Genomic DNA, 20,532 nt, shown 5'->3' on the forward strand with positions numbered 1-20,532 from the left:
GAGGTCGTGAACAGGGCCTTCAGAACGTGCATCAGGCCGTGGCAGGCCGTGCGGAAATATTCATCAAGTCTACGACCTCGCGGGCCGCGTCTTCGACCTTGTTGTTCACGACACGGAAATCGAACTCGTTCTGGGCTCTCAGCTCGACCTTCGCGGTGGCCAGGCGGCGGGCCTGCTCCTCGCTCGATTCGGTTCCGCGGCCGATGAGTCGGCGCACCAGTTCGTCCCAGGTGGGCGGGAGCAGGAACACCAGGACCGCCTCCGGTGCGGATGCCCGAACCTGCCGTGCACCCTGGATGTCTATCTCCAGCAGCACGCTGCGACCGGCGTCGAGCGCCTCCTGCACAGGGCCCCGCGGGGTGCCGTAGCGCGAGGAGTTGTGCACGATCGCCCACTCGAGGAACTCGCCCTCGGAGACCATCCGGTCGAACTCCGCATCGGTGACGAAGAAGTAGCTGACCCCGTCGATCTCACCGGGGCGGGGCGCCCGTGTCGTGGCCGACACCGAGAGCTTCACCTCGGGGTAGTTCTCGCGGATGTACGTGGACACCGTTCCCTTGCCGACCGCTGTGGGACCGGCGAGCACGACCAGCTGCGAGCCGTCGCCGCGGCCGCCGCCCGGGCGGGCCGTCGCGGAGCCGCCTGAGCGCGAACCGAGAGATTCGAGCAGCCGCTCCTGCTGGTGCCGTCCGAGGCCGCCCACCCGTTTCGACGGCGAGATCGCCAGCTTCTCGAGCATCCGGTCGCCGCGCACCGGCCCGAGCCCCGGGATGCTCAGCAGCAGGTCGCGCACGCGTAGGCTGCCCTCGGCTCCCGCCGGCTCGGCGAGGCCGGCCCGCACGACGTCTTCGGGACTCCGCACGCCGGTTACGACGTTCCTCTTCACGTCGGCCCGTGCACGCCGGGCTGCGACTGCCGCGCGAGAGGCTGCGACCCGGTCGACCTCGGGGGGCCTCACCGGCTGCCCGCCAGAGCGTCATGGAGCTCGGCCGCCTGGCTCTGGATGCTCGCGGCGAGCCCTGACGCTCCGGCAGCGAGCACGGAGCGGGAGATCGCGACCACCGTCGTCGGCGTGAGCGCCCCGAAGACCGGCCTCACCTCGGCGAACGTGGCGCCCTGGAAGCCGAATCCGGGCGCAAGCACCGGGGTGGCCGGGGCCGCCGCAAGGGCATCACGGTCGATTCCGTAGTCGGTCAGGTTCTTCGTCGCTCCAAGCACGAGTCCGATGTTACCGACAGCAGCACGCACGCCGCCGGGACCGGGCGTCGCCGAACGGTTGAAGGTGGAGACTTCGCCCGCAACGAGCCCTGAGAGCGAGAGGTCCTCTCCTCCCCAGCTGGCGCGCGCGGTCTGCAGCGCGAACGACTCCGGATTGGATGTCGCGCTCAGCACGAAAGCGCCCTTGCCGGCCCGCTCGGCCAACTCGAAGACCGGTAACAGCGACCCGACACCAGCGTAGGCCGTGAGCGTCACCGCGTCGGCCTCGAGCGGCGATCCCGGCTCGAGCCAGGCACGACCGTACGCCGCCGCACTGGTGCCGATGTCACCCCGCTTGGCGTCGGCGATCACCAGGAGACCGGCCGCGCGGGCGGCAGCGAGCACGTCCTCGAGGGCGCTGAAGCCGGCCGATCCGTAGAGTTCGAAGAAGGCCACCTGCGGCTTCAGGATGCCCACCCGGCCGGCCGCGGCATCCACGACTCGCAGTCCGAACTCGCGTACACCGGATGCCGAACGCGGAAGCCCCCACGCATCGAGCAGGTAGTCGTGCGGGTCGATGCCCACGCAGAGCTGGCCGAGCGTCTCGAAGACGCCGGCCAGCCGCTCGCCGAACGGGATGATGCCGTCCGTCACAGCGCCGCGTTCGCCAGGGCGAGCACCTCTGCCCGTTCGAGGGCCTCGGCGCGCTCCCACGCGTACTCCTGCAGGCTTGTCACCGTGAAGCCGTCCTTCATGCCGTCGAACGATGCCACGGCGGCACCGAGCTGCGCGATCGTGGTGAACAGCGGCTTGTCCGCCGCCACTGCCGCCGCCCGGATCTCGTACCCGTCGGCCCGCGCCGAACGTCCCGAGGGCGTGTTGATCACGATGTCGACCTCGTTGCGGTTGATCAGGTCGACGATGGTCGGCTCCGACGTCGACGCATCCGCGCCCTGTGAGTACTTCCGCACGATACGCGCCTTGATGCCGTTGCGGTTCAGAACCTCCGCGGTGCCGGCCGTCGCGAGGATCTCGAAGCCGAGCTGCTGCAACCGCAGCACCGGCAGCACGATCGCGCGCTTGTCGCGGTCGCTGACCGACACGAACACCGAACCCGTGAGCGGCAGCCCTCCGTACGCGGCCTCCTGGCTCTTCGCGAAGGCCCGCGGGAAGTCGCGGTCGATGCCCATGACCTCGCCGGTCGAGCGCATCTCCGGCCCGAGCACCGAGTCGACGACGAGACCCTCTTTCGTGCGGAACCGCTTGAACGGCAGCACGGCCTCCTTCACCGAGACCGGCGCGTCGAACGGCACGATCGACCCGTCGATGACCGGCAGCATGCCTTCCGCTTTCAGAGAAGCGATCGAGTCGCCCACCATGATCCGCGAGGCGGCCTTGGCGAGCGGGATGCCGAGCGCCTTCGACACGAACGGAACGGTTCGGGATGCGCGGGGGTTCGCCTCGAGCACGTAGAGGATGCCCGCGCCCACCGCGAACTGCACGTTCAGCAGCCCGCGCACGCCGATGCCCGACGCGATGCCGAGCGTCGCCGTCTTGACCCGGGCGATGACGTCCTGCCCGAGGGTGACCGGCGGCAGGGTGCACGACGAGTCGCCGGAGTGGATGCCGGCCTCCTCGATGTGCTCCATGATGCCGCCGATGTAGAGTTCGTCACCGTCGTAGAGAGCGTCGACATCGATCTCGATCGCGTCGTCGAGAAAACGGTCGACGAGCAGCGGATGCGACGGGCCGACGATGCCCTGGCCGGCGACCCGCTCGAAGTAGTCCTCGAGCGACGGGCTGTCGTAGACGATCTCCATACCCCGGCCGCCGAGCACGTACGACGGGCGCACGAGCACCGGGTAGCCGATCTCCTCGGCCACGGTGACGGCGGAGTCGTAGTCGTAGGCGGTGCCGTTCTTCGGAGCAAGCAGGCCCGCGGCATCCAGAATCCCGGCGAAGAGCCCGCGCTCCTCGGCCAGGTCGATCGCCTCGGGGGTGGTGCCGAGGATCGGGACGCCCGCGGCCTTCAGGCCCTTCGCAAGCCCGAGTGCGGTCTGGCCACCGAGCTGCACGACGACGCCGACGAGCTCGCCGCTCTGCTGCTCGGCGTGGATGACCTCCAGCACGTCTTCGAGCGTCAGCGGCTCGAAGTAGAGCCGGTCGCTCGTGTCGTAGTCGGTCGACACGGTCTCCGGATTGCAGTTGATCATGATCGTCTCGTAGCCGGCATCCGACAGCGCGAACGACGCGTGCACGCAGGAGTAGTCGAACTCGACACCCTGCCCGATGCGGTTCGGGCCGGAGCCCAGGATGACGACCTTGCGGCGATCCGACGGCGTGACCTCGGTCTCGGAGTCGTACGACGAGTAGTGGTACGGCGTGAGGGCCGGGAACTCGCCCGCGCAGGTGTCGACTGTCTTGTAGACCGGGCGGACGCCCAGCCCGTACCGGTCTTCGCGGATCTCCTCCTCGCTCACCCCGCGGAGCGCCGCGATCTGGATGTCGGAGAAGCCGTGGTCCTTCGCGAGCCGCAGCGTTGCCTCGTCGGCGAGCGGGGCGGCAGCGATAGTGTCTGCGACCTCATTGATCAACACGATCTGGTCGATGAACCACGGGTCGATCTTGGTGGCCTCGAAGGCCTCCTCGAGGGTCGCGCCCGCCCGGAGGGCCTGCTGCACGGTCACGATGCGGCCGTCGGTCGGAACCGCGGCGATCGCCAGCAGCTCTTCCTTCGACGGCAGCGCTGAGACGGGTCCGTCCCAGTGGAACGACGAGCCGCGCTTCTCGAGCGACCGCAGCGCCTTCTGCAGCGCGGTCGAGTAGTTCCGACCGATGGCCATCGCCTCGCCGACCGACTTCATGGTGGTCGTCAGCGTGGCATCTGCCGCCGGGAACTTCTCGAACGCGAAACGCGGCACCTTTACGACGACATAGTCGAGCGTCGGCTCGAACGAGGCCGGGGTGACCTTGGTGATGTCGTTCGGGATCTCGTCGAGCCGGTAGCCGATCGCCAGTTTCGCTGCGATCTTCGCGATCGGGAACCCCGTGGCCTTCGAGGCCAGCGCCGACGACCGCGACACGCGCGGGTTCATCTCGATGACGATCACGCGCCCGTTGGCCGGGTCGATGGCGAACTGGATGTTGCAGCCGCCCGTGTCCACCCCGACGGCGCGGATGATGTCGATTCCGATGTTCCGGAGGTTCTGGTACTCGCGGTCGGTCAGCGTGAGGGCGGGCGCGACGGTGATCGAGTCGCCGGTGTGCACCCCGACCGGATCCACGTTCTCGATCGAACAGACGACCACGGTGTTGTCGGCCGTGTCGCGCATGAGTTCGAGCTCGTACTCCTTCCAGCCGAGGATCGACTCCTCGAGAAGCACCTCGGTGGTCGGGCTCTGGTGGAGGCCGTCGCCGACGATGCGACGGAGCTCCTGCTCGGTGTACGCGAAACCCGATCCGAGTCCGCCCATGGTGAACGAGGGGCGGACCACGAGCGGGTAGCCGAGGTCGAGCGCGTACTCGACGGCCTCCTCGACGGTGTGCGCGATGAACGAGCGCGCGACATCCGCACCGCACTCGAGCACCAGCTCCTTGAAGATCTGGCGATCCTCGCCCTTGTTGATCGCCTCGAAGTTCGCGCCGATCAGCTCGACGTCGTATTTCTCGAGGATGCCGTGGTTGTGCAGGTCGATCGCCGCGTTCAGCGCGGTCTGGCCGCCGAGGGTCGGCAGGATCGCGTCGGGCTTCTCCTTCTTGATGATGCTCTCGATGACCTGCCAGGTGATCGGCTCGATGTAGGTCGCATCGGCGAAATCGGGGTCGGTCATGATCGTGGCGGGGTTCGAGTTCACGAGGATGACGCGCACGCCCTCCTCGCGGAGCACCCGGCAGGCCTGCGTGCCCGAGTAGTCGAATTCGCACGCCTGGCCGATGACGATGGGTCCGGATCCGATGACCAGGACGCTCTTGATGTCTTCTCTCTTGGGCATCAGTTGCCTTCCTTCGTGATCTCGGCAGCGTCGAGGGAGCCTGTGAGGACCATCTCCCGGAACCGGTCGAACAGGTACATCGAATCGTGCGGCCCCGCCGCCGCCTCCGGGTGGTACTGCACGCTGAACGCGTTGATGTCGAGGCACCGGATGCCCTCCACCACGTCGTCGTTCAGGCTGATGTGGCTCACCTCGACCCGGCCGAAGCCCTCGGGGCTCTGGGTGACGCCCTCCCGCGGTGCGTCGACCGCGAAACCGTGGTTCTGGCTCGTGATCTCGACGCGGCCGGTCGTGCGGTCGAGCACCGGCTGGTTGATTCCGCGGTGGCCGAACGGCAGTTTGTAGGTGCCGAACCCCAGGGCCCGGCCGAGCAGCTGGTTGCCGAAGCAGATGCCGAAGTACGGCACACCGGCGCGCAGCACATCGCGCAGCACCTCGACGTGACCCTCGGATGCCTCGGGGTCACCGGGCCCGTTCGAGTAGAACAGTGCGCTGGGCTCCAGCGCGAGCACCTCGGCCGACGAGATCGACTCGGGCAGCACCTCTACGTCGAATCCGCGGTCGGCGAGGTAGTTCAGCGTCGACTTCTTGACGCCGAGGTCGAGCACGGCGACAGACCCGATCCGTTCGCCCACCGCGGGAACCGTGTAGCGCTCGGCGGTCGAGACGCGGCTGGAGAGGTTCTGGCCCGCCATTTCGGCGCCCTCCCGCACGAGCTTCAGCTGGGCATCCGGTGACAACTCGAAGTCGGGCCCGGAGAAGATGCCGGCGCGCATGGCCCCGGCCGAACGGATGTGGCGGGTGACGGCCCGCGTGTCGATACCGCTGATGCCCACCACCTCATCGCGCACGAGGTCGTCGCCGAGCGACCGCGTCGCGCGGAAGTTCGAGACGATGCGGGAGGGGTCCCGCACGACGAAGCCGGAGACCCAGATGCGACTGGACTCGAGGTCTTCGTCGTTGGTGCCGGTGTTGCCGATGTGCGGGGCCGTCATCATGACGATCTGGCCGGCGTACGACGGGTCGGTGAGGGTCTCCTGGTAGCCGGTCATGCCGGTGGCGAAGACGGCCTCACCGAAGGTACGCCCGCGGGCGCCGTAGGCCCGTCCGGTGTAGCGGTTGCCGTCTTCGAGAACGAATACTGCCGGTTCGGTGACGATCACGCGACCTGGCCTTCCTGTTTCGGGGTGTCTGTGCCTGGGGTCGGGGTGCCGGAGGCGGGGAGGTGCGACTGCACGGTGCTGAGCACGCGTGCGCTGTCGACCTGGTCGAGGATGCGTACGTACGATTCGATGTCTGCGATCGCGGGGCGGTCGCCGGCCGCTGCAGCGGCGAGGATGACCTTCTTCTCCGTGCGCGTCGCACCGGCGGTCGCGGCGGCGGTGCGGGCCTTCTCATCGCCGACCAGAGGGGTCGTCCAGTCGAGGCGCACGAGGCCGCCCGTCTCGACGACGCGGTCGATTGTGAAGGTCGAGGTTCCGATGGAACGGATGTTGCCATACGGAACGTAGACGTCGAGCTCACCGTTGATGGAGAGCGTGACACCCTTCTCCCAGACGATGAACGTACCGCGGCCGCGGAACGCGAGACCCGGCAGTACGAGTCGCTCAAGCGGCTTTTTGGCGGGTGTGGTCGCCACGTACAGCATCGGTGCCTCGAACAGCAGGGCACCCGCATCCTCGGGTGTCACGGCCGCCGCGGCGAACCCGGCCTGACGTCGTTTTCGCGCGCGCCAGCCGAGCAGCATGGCGAGATAGAGAACGACGAGGAGGGCGATCACCGGGATGGCGAGAACGAGGGTGTTCACAGTGTTGAACCTGCTTTCTTGGCCGCAGCCGACGCTGCGACGATGTCACTCTCGAGCACCCGGGTGCCGAGCACTGTCGGATACCCGTGGTGGAAGGTGTGCTGCACCCGGCCCGAGAGGGTGCGCCCGAGGAACGGCGAGTTGTGGCTCTTGCCGGCCAGGCGGGACAGGTCGAAGACACTCGTTGTCGCCGGATCGTGCAGGGTGAAGTTGGCGGGGGCGCCGTTCTCGAAGCCGTGGCTGTGGTCTGCCAGTCGGCCGATCTCGGCCGGGGTGCGGGAGAGCACCCGGGCGATGTCGTCCCAGCTCAGCAGGCCGGTGTCGACGAGGGCCGTCTGGGCGACGCTCAGTGCGGACTCGAGTCCGACCATACCGAAGCTCGCCGCATCCCACTCCGCCTCCTTCGACTCCGTCGGGTGCGGGGCATGGTCGGTGGCGATGATGTCGATCGTGCCGTCGGCCAGCCCCTCGCGGAGGGCCCGGACATCCTCGTTGCGGCGGAGCGGTGGGTTCACTTTGTACCGGGCGTCGTAGCTCCGGATCAGGTCTTCCGACAGCAGGAGGTGGTGGGGTGTTGCCTCCGCGGTCACGACGATACCCCGCGCCTTGGCCCAGCGGATGACGTCGACCGACCCTGCCGTCGAGACATGGCAGACGTGGAGGCTCGCCCCCACGTGCTCGGCGAGCAGCACATCCCGGGCGATGATCGACTCCTCGGCCACGGCCGGCCAGCCCTTCAGGCCGAGCTCGCTGGAGAGGGCGCCCTCGTTCATCTGCGCGTTCTCGGTGAGCCGCGGATCCTGCGCATGTTGGGCGACGACGCCGTCGAACGTCTTCACGTATTCGAGTGCGCGCCGCATCAGCAGGGAGTCGTGCACGCACTTGCCGTCATCGGAGAAGACCCGCACCCGGGCCTTCGAGTGGGCCATGGCGCCGATCTCGCTCAGCCGTTCGCCGGCGAGCCCGACGGTCACGGCGCCGATCGGGCGCACGGTGGCGTACCCCGCGTCATCCCCCAGGGTCATGACCTGCTCGACGACGCCAGCTGTGTCGGAGACGGGGAGCGTGTTCGCCATCGGGAACACGGCGGTGAATCCGCCGGCCGCCGCGGCGCGCGTGCCGGTGAGAACCGTCTCGCTCTGTTCGAAGCCGGGCTCCCTGAGGTGGGTGTGCAGGTCGACGAGACCGGGCAGGGCGACGAGGCCGTCGGCGTCGATGCGGATCGCGCCTCTCGCTGAGGCGTCACCGGCTCCCGGGCCGACACGGGTGAGCCGGCCATCCTGCACCAGCAGGTCGGTACGCTCCCCCGACGGAAGGGTGGCTCCGACGATGAGGTGACTCGGATTGCCCACGTGTGTGCCTTTCATTCGGCGGCCTCTCGTTCGGCAGCTTCGGGTTGGCCGGACATCAGCAAATAGAGAACTGCCATGCGGATCGACACCCCGTTCGTGACCTGCTCGAGCACGGTGGACTGGGCCGAGTCCGCAGCCGCTGCGGAGATCTCGAGGCCCCGGTTCATCGGGCCCGGGTGCATCACAATCGTATCCGGGCGAAGCGCGGCGAGGCGCGCATCGTCGAGGCCCCACTCCCGGGCATACTCCCGGGCATTGGGGAAGAAGGCGGCGTTCATCCGCTCGCTCTGGATGCGGAGCATCATCACCACGTCCGGCTGCGTCTGGCGGATGGTCTCGTCGAAGTCATAACTGATGGTGGCGGGCCACTGCTGCTCGGCACCGAACGGCACGAGCGTGGCGGGGGCGACGAACGTGACGTGGGCCCCGAGGGTCTCGAGTAACCAGAGGTTCGACCGGGCGACCCGGGAGTGCAGGATGTCGCCGACGATCACCACGCACACACCGTTCAGGTCGCGTCCGCGGCTCTGTGTGCCGAAGAGCCGGCGCCGCATCGTGAACGCGTCGAGGAGGGCCTGGGTCGGATGCTCGTGGGTGCCGTCGCCCGCATTCACGATGGGAGCGTCGATCCAGTTGCTCTCGGCGAGCACCAGCGGCGCCCCACTTGCATGGTGGCGGATGACCACGCCGTCGGCGCCCATCGCCGCGAGGGTCTGCGCGGTGTCCTTCAGGCTCTCGCCCTTCGAGACGCTGGATCCCTTGGCGCTGAAGTTGATCACGTCGGCGCTCAGGCGCTTCGCCGCGGCCTCGAACGAGATGCGGGTGCGGGTCGAGTCCTCGAAGAACAGGTTGACGACGGTCTTGCCGCGAAGAGTCGGGAGCTTCTTGACCTCTCGGTCATTGACGGCGGCCATGTCCTCGGCGACGTCGAGGATCTGCAGCGCCTCGTCACGGCTGAGGGTCTTCGTTGAGAGCAGGTGCCTCATCGGGTGCCTCCGTCGGGCTCGTCGCTGCCCTCGTCGAAGGGGTCGTGGAAGACGCGCGGTGCTGCGGTGGTTCCGGATGTCGCTGTGGTTCCGGATGTCGCTGCCCCGGCGTCGCGTGGACTTTCGATGCTCACCTCTTCGACCTCGTCGACCTCGCGGAGTCGCACGTTGATGCGTTCCTCGGTCGACGTCGGCAGGTTCTTGCCCACGAAGTCCGCCCGGATGGGAAGCTCCCGGTGGCCCCGGTCGACCAGCACCGCGAGCCGCACGACCTTCGGCCTGCCGATGTCGCTGAGCGCATCCAGTGCGGCGCGGATGGTGCGACCCGAGTAGAGCACGTCATCCACCAGCACGACGGTCTTGCCGTCGACTCCCCCGGCTGGAATGTCCGTCGGCTGCGGGGTGCGGGTGATGTTGCGGCCAAGGTCGTCGCGGTACATCGTGGCGTCGAGCGCGCCCACCAGCGACGCCGGGGCGCCTTGTTCTATGCGCTGGATGATCTCGGCGATGCGCCGGGCGAGAAAGACGCCGCGCGTCGGGACCCCGAGGATGACGAGCCCGCCGGCCCCCCGGTTCGACTCGAGGATCTCGTGCGAGATGCGGGTCAGCGCCCGCGAAATGTCAGCCTGAGACAGCACAGTGCGCGCCATGTCGGACTCCCTTCTCCGTTTCACAGAACGGCTCTTAAAGGTTGTCGTGTTGCCCCCATCCTACCAGCCCGCCCCGCGGTGCCCGAGTCCTTCCGGGAGTCGTGCTCGGCCGACCAACGAACCGCGATGTAGATTCGCTGAACGGGCGGCCCCCGCCGAATCTGCCGCGCCATAGTCCGCGGATTGGGTTGTGGCCGCCGATTTGATCATGGCCTCAGGGAATGCGCTAGTGGGCGACGCCCTTGGTCTGGGCGATCTTGACCAGGATGCCGTTGATGAATCCGGCCGAGTCGTCGGTCGACATCGACTGGGCCGCTTCGACTGCCTCGGCGGGTCCGGCCGCCGGGCTGCGCCGTGGTTCAGAGGCCAAACTGGGCCTCCGCCGTTGCGGGTTCGAATGCCGCCTCGTGCACACTGTCTTCTCTCGGGTCGAGAGCCGAGAACGGCGCCTCACCCAGCGAGACGCCGTCTTCCGCGACTCTGCCGAAAGCTAGTGGGCGACGCCCTTGGTCTGGGCGATCTTGGCCAGGATACCGTTGATGAAGCCGGCCGAGTCGTCGGTCGACATCGACTGGGCGGCTTCGACCGCCTCGGCGATGGCCACGGCATCCGGAACGCCGTCGTTGTAGAGGATCTCCCAGATGCCGATGCGGAGGAGCGCGCGGTCGATGTGCGGCATGCGGCCGAGGGTCCAGCCGACGGCGTAGGTCTCGATCAGCTCGTCGATCTCGTAGCCGTGCGACACGAAACCGTCGACGATCTCACGCGCATACTCCCAGGAGGCCTCGCGCGCGGGCTCGGTCAGTGCGCGCGCCGCCTCGGCCGCGAGGGACTCATTGATGGAGATCTGGCGGACATCCGCCGCATACAGGATGTCGAGCGCCCGCTTACGGGCTTTCGTGCGTGCACTCACAGAACAGCAGCCCTACTCGCTGACGCGGCCGAGATAGTCGCCCGTGCGGGTGTCGACCTTGACCTTCGTGCCCTGTTCGAGGAACAGCGGCACCTGGATCTCGTGCCCGGTCTCGACGGTCGCGGGCTTGGTGCCGCCGGTGGAACGGTCGCCCTGCAGGCCCGGCTCGGTGTAGGTGATCTCGAGGATCACGGATGCCGGCAGCTCGACATAGAGCGGCGCGTCTTCGTGCAGCGCGATGGTGACGGGCTGGTTCTCGAGCATGTAGTTCTTGGCGTCGCCGACGACCTTGTCGGTCACGCTGAGCTGCTCGTAGGTGTCGTTGTCCATGAACACGAAGTCCTGGCCGTCGTTGTAGGAGTAGGTATAGTCGCGGCGGTCGACATTGGCCGTCTCGATCTTGGCACCCGCGTTGAAGGTGCGGTCGACGACCTTACCCGAGAGCACGTTCTTGATCTTGGTGCGCACGAACGCGCCACCCTTGCCGGGCTTGACGTGCTGGAACTCGATGACAGCCCAGAGCTGGCCGTCGATCTTCATCACTACGCCGTTACGGATGTCGCTTGTCGAAGCCATGGGAGAGGTGGATCCATTCGGTTGGGAAGTTACGGGTGAAACACTGCAGCGGGCCCGTCCGGCCCGACATCACAGTGTAGTCGAGATGCGGGAGAGCTGTTCGAGGGCCAGCCGGTAGCCGTCGAATCCGAACCCCGCGATGACGCCGGTCGCGATACCGGAGATGACGCTGGTGTGTCGGAACGTCTCGCGGGCGTGCGGGTTCGAGATGTGCACCTCGATCAGCGGGAGACCTGCCTTCGTCACGAGTGCGGCCGCGTCGCGGAGCCCGTAGGAGTAATGCGTGAAGGCGGCAGGGTTCAGGATGACGGGGGTGCGGGCATCCACCGCAGAGTGCAGCCAGCCGATCAGCTCCGACTCGTCGTCGGTCTGGCGCACCTCGACGTCGAAGCCCTCGGGCGCAGTGTCTTCGAGCAGAGAGCGGAGCGCTTCCAGATCCTGATGCCCGTAGACGTCGGGCTCGCGGCTGCCGAGCCGGCCGAGGTTCGGACCGTTCAGCACGAGCACCCGGGTCATGACCCGATCTCCTGGTAGGCGGCGAACAGCAGAGCCGTCTCCGGACCCTGCAGAACGGTCGGCTTCGCGATGTCGTCGAGCACGATGAAACGCAGCATGCTGCCGCGCGCCTTCTTGTCGCGCTGCATCGCTGCGAGCAGGGTGTTCCAGCGGCCGACCGGGTAGCTGGTCGGCAGCGTCAGCAGTTCGAGCACCCGGCGGTGACGGTCGACTGCCTCGTCGGAGAGCGAGCCGGTGAGCCGCCCGAGCTCAGCTGCGAAAACCATGCCCACGGCCACAGCGGCCCCGTGCCGCCACTGGTAGCGCTCCGTGTGCTCGATCGCGTGACCGAGGGTGTGGCCGTAGTTCAGGATCTCGCGGAGGCCCGACTCCTTGAAGTCTTCGCCGACGACCCTGGCCTTCAGCCCGATGGAGAGCTCGACGAGTCGGCGGAATTCGGGCGAGGCCGGGTCGGTGGCGACATCCACATCGCGCTCGATGATGTCGAGGATCTCCGGCTCGGCGATGAAGCCGGCCTTGGCGACCTCGGCGAACCCGGCGAGCAGGTCGTTCCGCGGCAGGCTGGCCAGCGTGTCGAGGTCGGCGAGCACCGCGGTCGGAGCGTAGAAGGCGCCGACGAGGTTCTTGCCCTCAGCGGTGTTGATGCCTGTCTTGCCGCCGACGGCCGCATCGACCATGCCGAGCAGGGTGGTCGGAGCCTGGATGAGCTGCACTCCGCGCAGCCACGTCGCAGCGACGAAGCCCGCGAGGTCGGTGGTCGCTCCCCCACCGAAGCCCACGATGGCGTCGGAGCGCGTGAAGTCGGCCTGCCCGAGGATCTGCCAGAGGAACGACGCGACCTCGACCCGTTTGGCGCCCTCGCCGTCGGGGATCTCGGCGAGCAGTACCTCGTAATCGGTCTTCAGCCCGTCACGGAGCACGCCGGCCCAGTCGGCCAGTTGGGGTGCGTGCACGATGAGGATCTTCCGCACACCGGGCGCGAGCGACGCTCCGAGCCCTGCGAGAACCCCGCGCCCGACGATCACATCGTAGGGCTCCGTGCCCGGAACGGTGATCGTGGTGGGGGTGTCTGTGCCCGTGATGTCTGTGCTCTCGGTGCTCATGCGTGTTCTCCCAGCTGGGTTCGGATCCAGGCGGCGACGTCTTCGGCGATGTCGTCGGCCCGATGGTGCGAGGTGTCGACGGTGAAGTCGGCGAGTTCGTCGTAGAGCTCCCGCCGGGCATCCACCACCTTCTGCCAGGCTGCGACGTCGGGAACGAGGGGGCGCTTGGAATTGCCGAGCCGCGCCTCGACGGCCTCGGCAGTGCAGGTGAAGAGCACAACGAGGCAGCCGTCGAGATCGTGCTGGGTGGCGGGGTTCAGCACGGCCCCGCCACCGAACGAGACGATGCCGCCGCCTTTCAGCGCCTGCACGACCTCCGCCCGTTCGATTTCGCGGAATCGCGGTTCGCCCTCGGTCTCGAAGATCGCCGGGATTGGCCCGTGCAGGGCCTGGATCTGCTTGTCCGTGTCGGTGAACGTCAGGTCGAGCAGCTTCGCGACACGGCGGCCGATGCGGGTCTTGCCGGCGGCCGGCGGGCCGATGATGACGACGGTCACCGGATGCCCGTCGGGTCGTCGGGCGCTCGTCCGTCGTCTGCGGGGTCGGCGTCTGCGGGGCCGGGGCCGGCGTCCGGTAGGCCCCGGTCGAATCCGTCCCGCATGGGCGCTGCGCTCGTGCCGTCGCTTCGCACCGCGGGGGTCTCGTCGCCTCGCTCCGGCGCCTCGACGGCCTCGTGCCCACTCCGGAGCGCCGCCGGAATCGCCGCGAGGTAGCCGTCGAGGTTGCGCTTCGTCTCCCGCACCGAATCGCCCCCGAACTTCTCCTGCACCGCGTTCGCGAGCACGAGCGCGACCATCGCCTCCGCGACGACACCGGCCGCCGGAACAGCACAGACGTCGGAGCGCTGGTGGTTCGCCGCTGCCGCTTCGCCGGTGGCGACATCCACCGTGCGGAGGGAGTGCGGCACGGTCGCGATGGGCTTCATGCCCGCGCGCACCCGCAACACGGTACCGGTGCTCATGCCACCCTCTGTGCCGCCGGCCCTGTCGCTGGAGCGGCCGATCTCGCCGTCGACCTCGAAGAGTTCGTCGTGCGCCTGCGAGCCGCGGCGGGTCGTCGTGAGGAACCCGTCTCCCACCTCGACACCCTTGATGGCCTGGATGCCCATCAGCGCGGCGGCGAGCTGCGAGTCGAGCCGCCTGTCCCAGTGCACGTGCGAGCCGAGGCCGGGTGGCAGTCCGTAGGCCAGTACCTCGACGACACCGCCGAGGGTGTCGCCCTCCTTGTGGGCGTCGTCGACTTCGGCCACCATCAGGGCAGAGGTGGCCGGGTCGAAGCAGCGGAGTGGATCGGCGTCGAGCATGTCGACATCGCTCGGTCGTGGCAGACGTGAGCCCTCGGGCACCCGCACCGGCCCGATCGACAGGGTATGGCTGACCAGAGTGATCCCGAGCTCGGCGAGGAAGTTGCGTGCGACGGCACCGAGGGCGACCCGGGCGGCGGTCTCCCGGGCGCTCGCGCGCTCGAGGATCGGGCGAGCCTCCTCGAACCCGTACTTCTGCATGCCGACGAGATCGGCGTGGCCGGGGCGGGGGCGGGTCAGCGGGGCCCCGCGGCCCGTCGACTTCGCCTCGCCGTCGAGGGGCGCTGCTCCCATCACCTCTGTCCACTTCGGCCACTCGGTGTTGCCGACGCGGATGGCGACGGGGCTGCCGAGGGTGAATCCGTGCACGATGCCGCCCGAGAGCGACACCTCGTCCTGCTCGAACTTCATGCGCGCACCCCGGCCGTAGCCGAGTTTCCGGCGCGCAAGATCGGTTTGGATGTTTTCGACGGAAACGGGGATTCCAGACGGCAGACCCTCAAGGATGGCGATGAGTTCGGGGCCGTGGGATTCTCCGGCTGTGAGCCAACGGAGCATGCTGAAATCCTCCCACAGGATTGACGCTCGCCGCGTCGCGGTCAGGCGGGCAGGCCCACCGCCTCGAACATTGCGGCGAGCACGGCCGGCTCGTTCTCGAGTACCAGCTCCGGGTCTCCTCCGATGAAAATGCGCACCTGAGCCAGGGCCTGGTGCACCAGCATCCGGAGACCGGAGACGACCTCGCCTCCGTCGGCCGCCCACTGCTGGCCCAGCAGGCTGGGCCAAGGTGCGTAGGCGACATCGAGCAGCACCGATCCTGCTGCGGGCATCACGGCGGCGACGTCGACTGAGGTCAGCGCGCCTCCGGGCAGGGTGCTGATGGCGACCGCAGCGCTGGTTCGGGCGAGCCCTTCGGAGAGCGGGATGATCGTGGTGGCCACCCCGGATTCGTCGGCCGTCCGTGCGACGGACTCGGCGCGGGCGGCGTTCCGCACGGCGATCGTGATGTGCTGGGCACCGAGGCTCGCGGCAGCGACGACGGCGGAGCGAGCTGTTGCTCCGGCCCCGAGCAACAGCACCTCCTGGGCGTTGCGCACTCCCCCGTCGGCCAGGGCGTTCACGATTCCGGCGACATCCGTGTTGAACCCGTCGATCCTGCGGCGACCGGCGTCATCGGTGAACAGTACGGTGTTGGCCGAACGCGCCAGCGTCGACAGTCTGTCTGCCGAATCGAGCAGCGGCAGCACCGCCTCCTTGAGCGGCATCGTCAGGGAGAGCCCGCGCCAGTCGGGAGAGAGGGTGTCGACGAAGGCCTGGAGCCCCCCCGACGGCACCTCGGCGGAGCTGTATTCAGCGTCGAAACCGAGCACCCGGTAGGCCGCCGCGTGCAGGGCCGGCGACTGGGAGTGCGCGATGGGCGACCCGAGAACGGCGAGGCGGGGTCGCCCCTGCCCGGTCATCCCCCGGCGCCGGGGTTGGCAGCCGACCAGGCCTGGTACTGGGCGACGGCCTTCAGGTGATCGTCGTACGAGGTGGAGAACACGGTCTCACCGCTGTCGAGATTGACCGCCACGAAGTAGAGCCACGTACCGTCGGCGGGATGCATGGCCGCGTCGATGGCGGTGTCCCCGGGGTTCGAGATGGGGCCAACCGGGAGCCCGGTGTGCGCGTACGTGTTGTACGGGTTCGACTCGTCGTTCCGTTCGGCATCCGTCGTGTCCACGCGCTTCTCGCCGGTGCCGTACGCGACCGTCGCATCCGACTGGAGCGGCATGTCGTCGGCGATGCGGTTCGTGAAGACCCGCGAGACCTTGTAGAAGTCGGGTTCCAGCCGTGCCTCCTTCTGGACGACCGAGGCCAGCGTCAGCACCTTCTCGCGGTCGGCCACCGGCACACCGGCTGTGTCGAGGGACTGGAAGGTGCGATCGACCATCGTCTTCAGCAGATCCTTCGCCGACATGTTCGGTTCGAACGTGTACGTCGCGGGGAAGAGGTACCCCTCGATGTTCGGCGCCGACGCGTCGATGCCGAACTGGGTGAAGTTGGCGGCCTCCGCTTGCAGATCGGTGAGCGGCACCCCCGTGTCGGTGGAGAGCGTCGTCAGCACCTCGGCTGCGAGCGTGCCTTCGGGGATCACCACCTGATTGGTCACGTGGTTCACCGGGTCTTTGAGCGCCGTGAGGGCGGACTGCGCGCTCATCTGCTTCGAGAGCGTGTAGGTGCCGGGCTGGAAGACGACGTCGGGCTGGGTGAGAAGAAGCTTGTAGAAGATCGCCGACGACCCGACGATTCCTTGGGCGGCCAGATTGTCGCCGATGATCGAGCCGTCGTCGCCGGAGTTGATGACGAAGTCGACCTTCTCACCTGTTCCGGTACCGGTGAAGTCGGCTGCGGTGCTCGAACCGCCGAAGATCTTCTGGATTCCCGGAACCAGCGGCGGGATGACCGCACTGGCCGCAGCAGCCAGGCCGCCCACCAGCACCAGGGTGACGACAACAGTGATGATCACGCGGGCAGGACGCCGTCTGCGAGGTCCGCCGGAGCGGCTCGCTCCGGCGGTCTGCTGGTGTTCCCGGCGCGCCGCTCGCCGGCTGTCGCTCGGAGGCGACTCTCGAAAGAATTCGGCGAAGGGGTGGTTCTCGGGTGGCTGGGGGTCAGTCACTGTGTGGTCCTTGGTTCGGGTCGACCGGGAGCCCTGGGAGGTTACCCGTGGAGCGCTCGACGTCGAGGGCATGTTGCAGAAGTATAACGGCGGCTACTTGATCGATCACTGGGCGTGAGTTCTTCGTGTTCTTGCCCGAGCGGTGGAGGGCGGCCTGGGCCGAGACAGTCGTCAGGCGTTCGTCGATCATCCGAACCGGATGTGAGGCCGCCCGGGCAAGCTCCAGTGCGAACACGGAGGCATCATCGGTCGAGGGCGTGCGGCCACCCGACATCGAGAGCGGCAGCCCCACGATGAACTCCGTGGCGTCGATCTCCGTGGCGATGGCGAGGATCCGCTCGATGTCCGCAGTGCCGGAGCTCGAGCGCGCCACCGTCTCGACCGGCGTCGCGAGGATGCCGTGCAGATCGGAGCGCGCAACGCCCACTCTGGCCTTGCCGACGTCGATGCCGATTCGCACTCCCTGCCTCACGAGACACACCCGGACGACGGCACGAACGCCGCCGCCCGGGCCCGCGTGAGCAGGCCGACGGGAGGAATCACGCTCGCCCGTCGCCCACAGCGGAACGAATCGCAGCCAGGGCATCGTCGATCGCCGAGACGTTCGTTCCTCCGCCCTGCGCGAGGTCGTCCTTGCCGCCGCCTCCGCCGCCGAGCACGGTCGCAGCGAGCTTGGCCAGGGCGCCGGCACGAATCGAAGCCGCACGCGCAGCGTCGTTCGTCGCGGCGATGACCACCGGCTTCTCGGCGACACTGGCGGCCAGCGCGACCACTCCGGGCGCGCTGCCGAGTCGTTCGCGAACCGCCGTGACGAGCATCCGCAGGTCGTCGCTCGAACGGAGCTCCCCCACGTTGGCACTCACGAGGGAGACGGGGCCCAGTAGCTCGGCGGAATCCACCAGGGCGGGCACCCGTGACGAGAGCGCACTCGTCTCGTAGGCGGCGATCTTCTTCTCGGCCGTCTTGAGGTTCGCCACCAGATCCGCGATGCGGTTCGTGAGTTCGTCGCGGGGTGCCTTCAGCGACGACGTCAACTGCGACACGATCGCCCGCTCGGTGGCGAACTCGCGGAACGCGTCGGCGCCGACGAGGGTTTCCACCCGGCGGTTCGTCGAGCCGATGGACGATTCGCCCAGCAGGTTGATCAGCCCGATCTCCGAGGTGTGAACGACGTGGGTGCCGCCGCAGAGCTCTCTCGACCAGGGGCCGCCGATCTCGACCATCCGCACCACGTCACCGTACTTCTCTCCGAAGAGAGCCATGGCACCGAGTGCCTTCGCATCATCGACCGCCATCTCGCGGGTGACCACGCTGAAATCCGCCCGGACGGCCGTGTTCGATATCTCCTCGATCTCCGACTTCGTCGCGGCCGAGAGCGGCTGGCTCCAGGTGAAGTCGAGGCGGAGATAACCGGCCTTGTTGTACGACCCTGACTGGTGGGCGGTCGATCCGAGGATCTCCCGCAGCGCCGCATGCACGATGTGGGTGGCCGAGTGCGCCTGCGTCGCACCCTTCCGCCAGTCGTTGTCGACCACGCTGCGGGCGGCGTCTCCCACGGCGACCTGCCCGCTCGTGACCCGGGAACGGTGGCTGATGAGGCCCTTCACGGGCTTCTGCACATCCAGCACTTCGAGCACGAAGCCGTCGCCGACGATGGTTCCGGAGTCGGCCTCCTGGCCACCTGATTCGGCGTAGAGGCTGGTCTCGGCCAGGATGACCTCGACGAGCTCGCCCGACACCGCGGTGTTCACCGACTGGGAGTCGATGATCAGGCCCAGCACGCGCGACTCGGTCTCCAGCTCGGTGTAGCCGGTGAACACGGTCTCACCCTGCGCCCGGAAGGCGGCGAAGGCGCTGAGGTCGGCGTTGCCGAGCTTCTTCGACTTCGCGTCGGCCTTGGCCCGCTGCTTCTGCTCGGTCATCAGGCGTTCGAAGGCTGTGCGGTCGACAGAGAGGCCGGCCTCCTCGGCGATCTCCACCGTCAGGTCGATGGGGAAACCATAGGTGTCGTGCAGCTGGAAGGCCGTGTCGCCGGCGAGAGCCGGAGCGCCCTTCTCCTTGGTCTTCAGAACAGCGAGGTCGAGGATGGTCGTGCCACCGGTGAGCGTGCGGAGGAAGGCCTCCTCCTCGGCGTAGGCCGTTCGGGAGATGCGCTCGTAGTCCGCCGAGACCTCCGGGTAGGCCGTCGACATCGCGTCTCGTGAGGCAGGGAAGAGCTCCGGGAACGTCGAGCGGTCGACGCCCAGCAGCCGCATGCTGCGGACGGTGCGCCGCAGAAGACGGCGGAGCACGTAGCCACGCCCTTCGTTCGAGGGCGTCACGCCGTCTGACATCAGCATCAGCGCCGAGCGCACGTGGTCTGCGACGACCCGCATGCGCACGTCGTCTTCGTGGTCGGCGCCGTAGCGGCGGCCGGAGAGTTCGGCGGCCCGGTCGAGCACCGGCCTCACCTGGTCGATCTCGTAGAGGTTCTCGACGTTCTGCTTGATGAACGCCACTCGCTCGAGGCCCATGCCCGTGTCGATGTTCTTGCGGGGCAACTCGCCGAGGATGTCGAAGTCGACCTTCGACTTCACGTTCCCGATGAGGTACTGCATGAACACGAGATTCCAGATCTCGATGTAGCGGTTCTCGTCGGCGATGGGCCCGCCCTCGGCGCCGTACGCCGGCCCCCGGTCGAAGTAGATCTCCGAGCATGGTCCGGCTGGCCCCGGCTGCCCAGTCGACCAGTAGTTGTCTTCTTTGCCGAGGCGCTGGATGCGGTGGTCGGGAAGGCCGGCCGTCTTCTTCCACATGCCGATCGCCTCGTCGTCGTCTTCGTAGACAGTGACCCAGAGATCCTTCTCAGCAAAACCGAGCCCGCCGTCGGCCTCGCTCGTGGTGAGCAGCTCCCAGGCGTATTCGATGGCGGTCTCTTTGAAGTAGTCGCCGAACGAGAAGTTGCCGTTCATCTGGAAGAACGTGCCGTGCCGGGTCGTCTTGCCGACCTCTTCGATGTCGAGGGTGCGGATGCACTTCTGCACACTCGTGGCCCGCGGGAACGGAGCCGGTACGAGCCCGGACATGTAGGGGATGAACGGAACCATCCCCGCGACGGTGAACAGCAGGGTGGGATCGTCGCTCACCAGGGAGGCGGAGGGAACGACGGTGTGGCCGCGGTCGCCGAAGAACTCGAGCCAGCGCCGGCGGATGTCTGCGGTCTGCACTACTTCTGTGCGGCCTTCCGCGCGGCGTCGCCCGCGTCACCGATGGCGGAGCGAAGTTCGTTCTCGCGCTCGTGGTAACCGTCGGCAAGCGCCTCGGAGAAGTCCTTGATCTTGGCGTCGAGCTCCGCGAAGAACCTCTTGCCCTGGGCCGTCTGGTTGAGCTGGTGGGCTGCCACGACGCCGACGGCGATTCCGGCTGCAAACCACAGGACTTTCTTCAAGGCGGGCTCCTTCTTGGGGGTTCGGTTTCGAGCTTCGGCCAGTTTAGT

The 20,532-nt window shown here is 67.9% G+C and carries 20 protein-coding genes; all 20 read right to left on the bottom strand.

Annotated elements, in window-relative coordinates; all coding sequences use genetic code 11:
• Positions 1–31: 31 nt before the first annotated feature.
• Entirely contained in the window at positions 32–958 is a 927-nt protein-coding gene (gmk, locus tag B7R22_RS08555) for a guanylate kinase (RefSeq protein WP_116411340.1), read from the bottom strand.
• Positions 955–1,851 carry an orotidine-5'-phosphate decarboxylase gene (gene pyrF, locus B7R22_RS08560; protein ID WP_116411341.1) on the bottom strand — a complete coding sequence of 299 codons (897 nt, stop codon included), beginning with the start codon at positions 1,849–1,851 and terminating at the stop codon, positions 955–957. The genes gmk and pyrF overlap by 4 nt, the downstream gene beginning before the upstream one ends.
• Positions 1,848–5,189 carry a carbamoyl-phosphate synthase large subunit gene (carB, locus tag B7R22_RS08565; protein WP_116411342.1) on the bottom strand — a complete coding sequence of 1,114 codons (3,342 nt, stop codon included), beginning with the start codon at positions 5,187–5,189 and terminating at the stop codon, positions 1,848–1,850. The genes pyrF and carB overlap by 4 nt, the downstream gene beginning before the upstream one ends.
• Positions 5,189–6,349: a glutamine-hydrolyzing carbamoyl-phosphate synthase small subunit gene (carA, locus tag B7R22_RS08570; protein WP_116411449.1), complete on the bottom strand. Its 1,161-nt coding sequence runs from the start codon at positions 6,347–6,349 to the stop codon at positions 5,189–5,191. Before carA ends, carB begins: the two co-directional genes overlap by 1 nt.
• Positions 6,349–6,996: a PH-like domain-containing protein gene (locus B7R22_RS08575; RefSeq protein WP_116411343.1), complete on the bottom strand. Its 648-nt coding sequence runs from the start codon at positions 6,994–6,996 to the stop codon at positions 6,349–6,351. Before B7R22_RS08575 ends, carA begins: the two co-directional genes overlap by 1 nt.
• Positions 6,993–8,363, bottom strand: a complete 1,371-nt coding sequence (locus B7R22_RS08580) for a dihydroorotase (protein ID WP_116411344.1) — start codon at positions 8,361–8,363, stop codon at positions 6,993–6,995. Before B7R22_RS08580 ends, B7R22_RS08575 begins: the two co-directional genes overlap by 4 nt.
• Entirely contained in the window at positions 8,360–9,334 is a 975-nt protein-coding gene (locus B7R22_RS08585) for an aspartate carbamoyltransferase catalytic subunit (protein WP_116411345.1), read from the bottom strand. The genes B7R22_RS08580 and B7R22_RS08585 overlap by 4 nt, the downstream gene beginning before the upstream one ends.
• Complete coding sequence (pyrR, locus tag B7R22_RS08590; RefSeq protein WP_301182604.1) at positions 9,331–10,008, bottom strand: bifunctional pyr operon transcriptional regulator/uracil phosphoribosyltransferase PyrR; 678 nt, start codon at positions 10,006–10,008, stop codon at positions 9,331–9,333. The genes B7R22_RS08585 and pyrR overlap by 4 nt, the downstream gene beginning before the upstream one ends.
• A gap of 202 nt (positions 10,009–10,210) precedes the next feature.
• Positions 10,211–10,354 carry a transcription antitermination factor NusB gene (locus B7R22_RS08595; RefSeq protein WP_253258964.1) on the bottom strand — a complete coding sequence of 48 codons (144 nt, stop codon included), beginning with the start codon at positions 10,352–10,354 and terminating at the stop codon, positions 10,211–10,213.
• A 120-nt stretch (positions 10,355–10,474) separates the two neighbouring features.
• A complete protein-coding gene (gene nusB / locus B7R22_RS08600) occupies positions 10,475–10,897 on the bottom strand; it encodes a transcription antitermination factor NusB (protein ID WP_116283169.1) in 423 nt (140 codons plus the stop codon).
• A gap of 12 nt (positions 10,898–10,909) precedes the next feature.
• Positions 10,910–11,473 (bottom strand): elongation factor P, encoded by a 564-nt coding sequence (gene efp / locus B7R22_RS08605; protein WP_116411347.1) that lies wholly within the window; start codon positions 11,471–11,473, stop codon positions 10,910–10,912.
• A 69-nt stretch (positions 11,474–11,542) separates the two neighbouring features.
• Complete coding sequence (locus B7R22_RS08610) at positions 11,543–11,989, bottom strand: type II 3-dehydroquinate dehydratase (protein ID WP_116411348.1); 447 nt, start codon at positions 11,987–11,989, stop codon at positions 11,543–11,545.
• Positions 11,986–13,092 carry a 3-dehydroquinate synthase gene (aroB, locus tag B7R22_RS08615; RefSeq protein WP_116411349.1) on the bottom strand — a complete coding sequence of 369 codons (1,107 nt, stop codon included), beginning with the start codon at positions 13,090–13,092 and terminating at the stop codon, positions 11,986–11,988. The genes B7R22_RS08610 and aroB overlap by 4 nt, the downstream gene beginning before the upstream one ends.
• Complete coding sequence (locus tag B7R22_RS08620; RefSeq protein WP_116411350.1) at positions 13,089–13,589, bottom strand: shikimate kinase; 501 nt, start codon at positions 13,587–13,589, stop codon at positions 13,089–13,091. Before B7R22_RS08620 ends, aroB begins: the two co-directional genes overlap by 4 nt.
• Entirely contained in the window at positions 13,586–14,953 is a 1,368-nt protein-coding gene (gene aroC / locus B7R22_RS08625) for a chorismate synthase (protein WP_172582273.1), read from the bottom strand. Before aroC ends, B7R22_RS08620 begins: the two co-directional genes overlap by 4 nt.
• 41 nt (positions 14,954–14,994) lie before the next feature.
• Positions 14,995–15,855: a shikimate dehydrogenase gene (locus B7R22_RS08630; RefSeq protein WP_116411351.1), complete on the bottom strand. Its 861-nt coding sequence runs from the start codon at positions 15,853–15,855 to the stop codon at positions 14,995–14,997.
• Positions 15,852–17,057 carry an endolytic transglycosylase MltG gene (mltG, locus tag B7R22_RS08635; RefSeq protein ID WP_253258965.1) on the bottom strand — a complete coding sequence of 402 codons (1,206 nt, stop codon included), beginning with the start codon at positions 17,055–17,057 and terminating at the stop codon, positions 15,852–15,854. The genes B7R22_RS08630 and mltG overlap by 4 nt, the downstream gene beginning before the upstream one ends.
• Positions 17,050–17,529, bottom strand: coding sequence for a Holliday junction resolvase RuvX (ruvX, locus tag B7R22_RS08640; protein WP_172582274.1), 480 nt, complete (start codon positions 17,527–17,529; stop codon positions 17,050–17,052). Before ruvX ends, mltG begins: the two co-directional genes overlap by 8 nt.
• A gap of 67 nt (positions 17,530–17,596) precedes the next feature.
• Positions 17,597–20,263, bottom strand: coding sequence for an alanine--tRNA ligase (alaS, locus tag B7R22_RS08645; protein ID WP_116411353.1), 2,667 nt, complete (start codon positions 20,261–20,263; stop codon positions 17,597–17,599).
• Positions 20,263–20,484: a hypothetical protein gene (locus B7R22_RS08650; RefSeq protein ID WP_116411354.1), complete on the bottom strand. Its 222-nt coding sequence runs from the start codon at positions 20,482–20,484 to the stop codon at positions 20,263–20,265. The genes alaS and B7R22_RS08650 overlap by 1 nt, the downstream gene beginning before the upstream one ends.
• Between the last annotated feature and the right edge of the window lie 48 nt (positions 20,485–20,532).

The sequence above is a fragment of the Subtercola boreus genome, assembly GCF_003399635.1.
In the GTDB taxonomy this organism is placed as follows: Bacteria; Actinomycetota; Actinomycetes; order Actinomycetales; family Microbacteriaceae; genus Subtercola; species Subtercola boreus_B.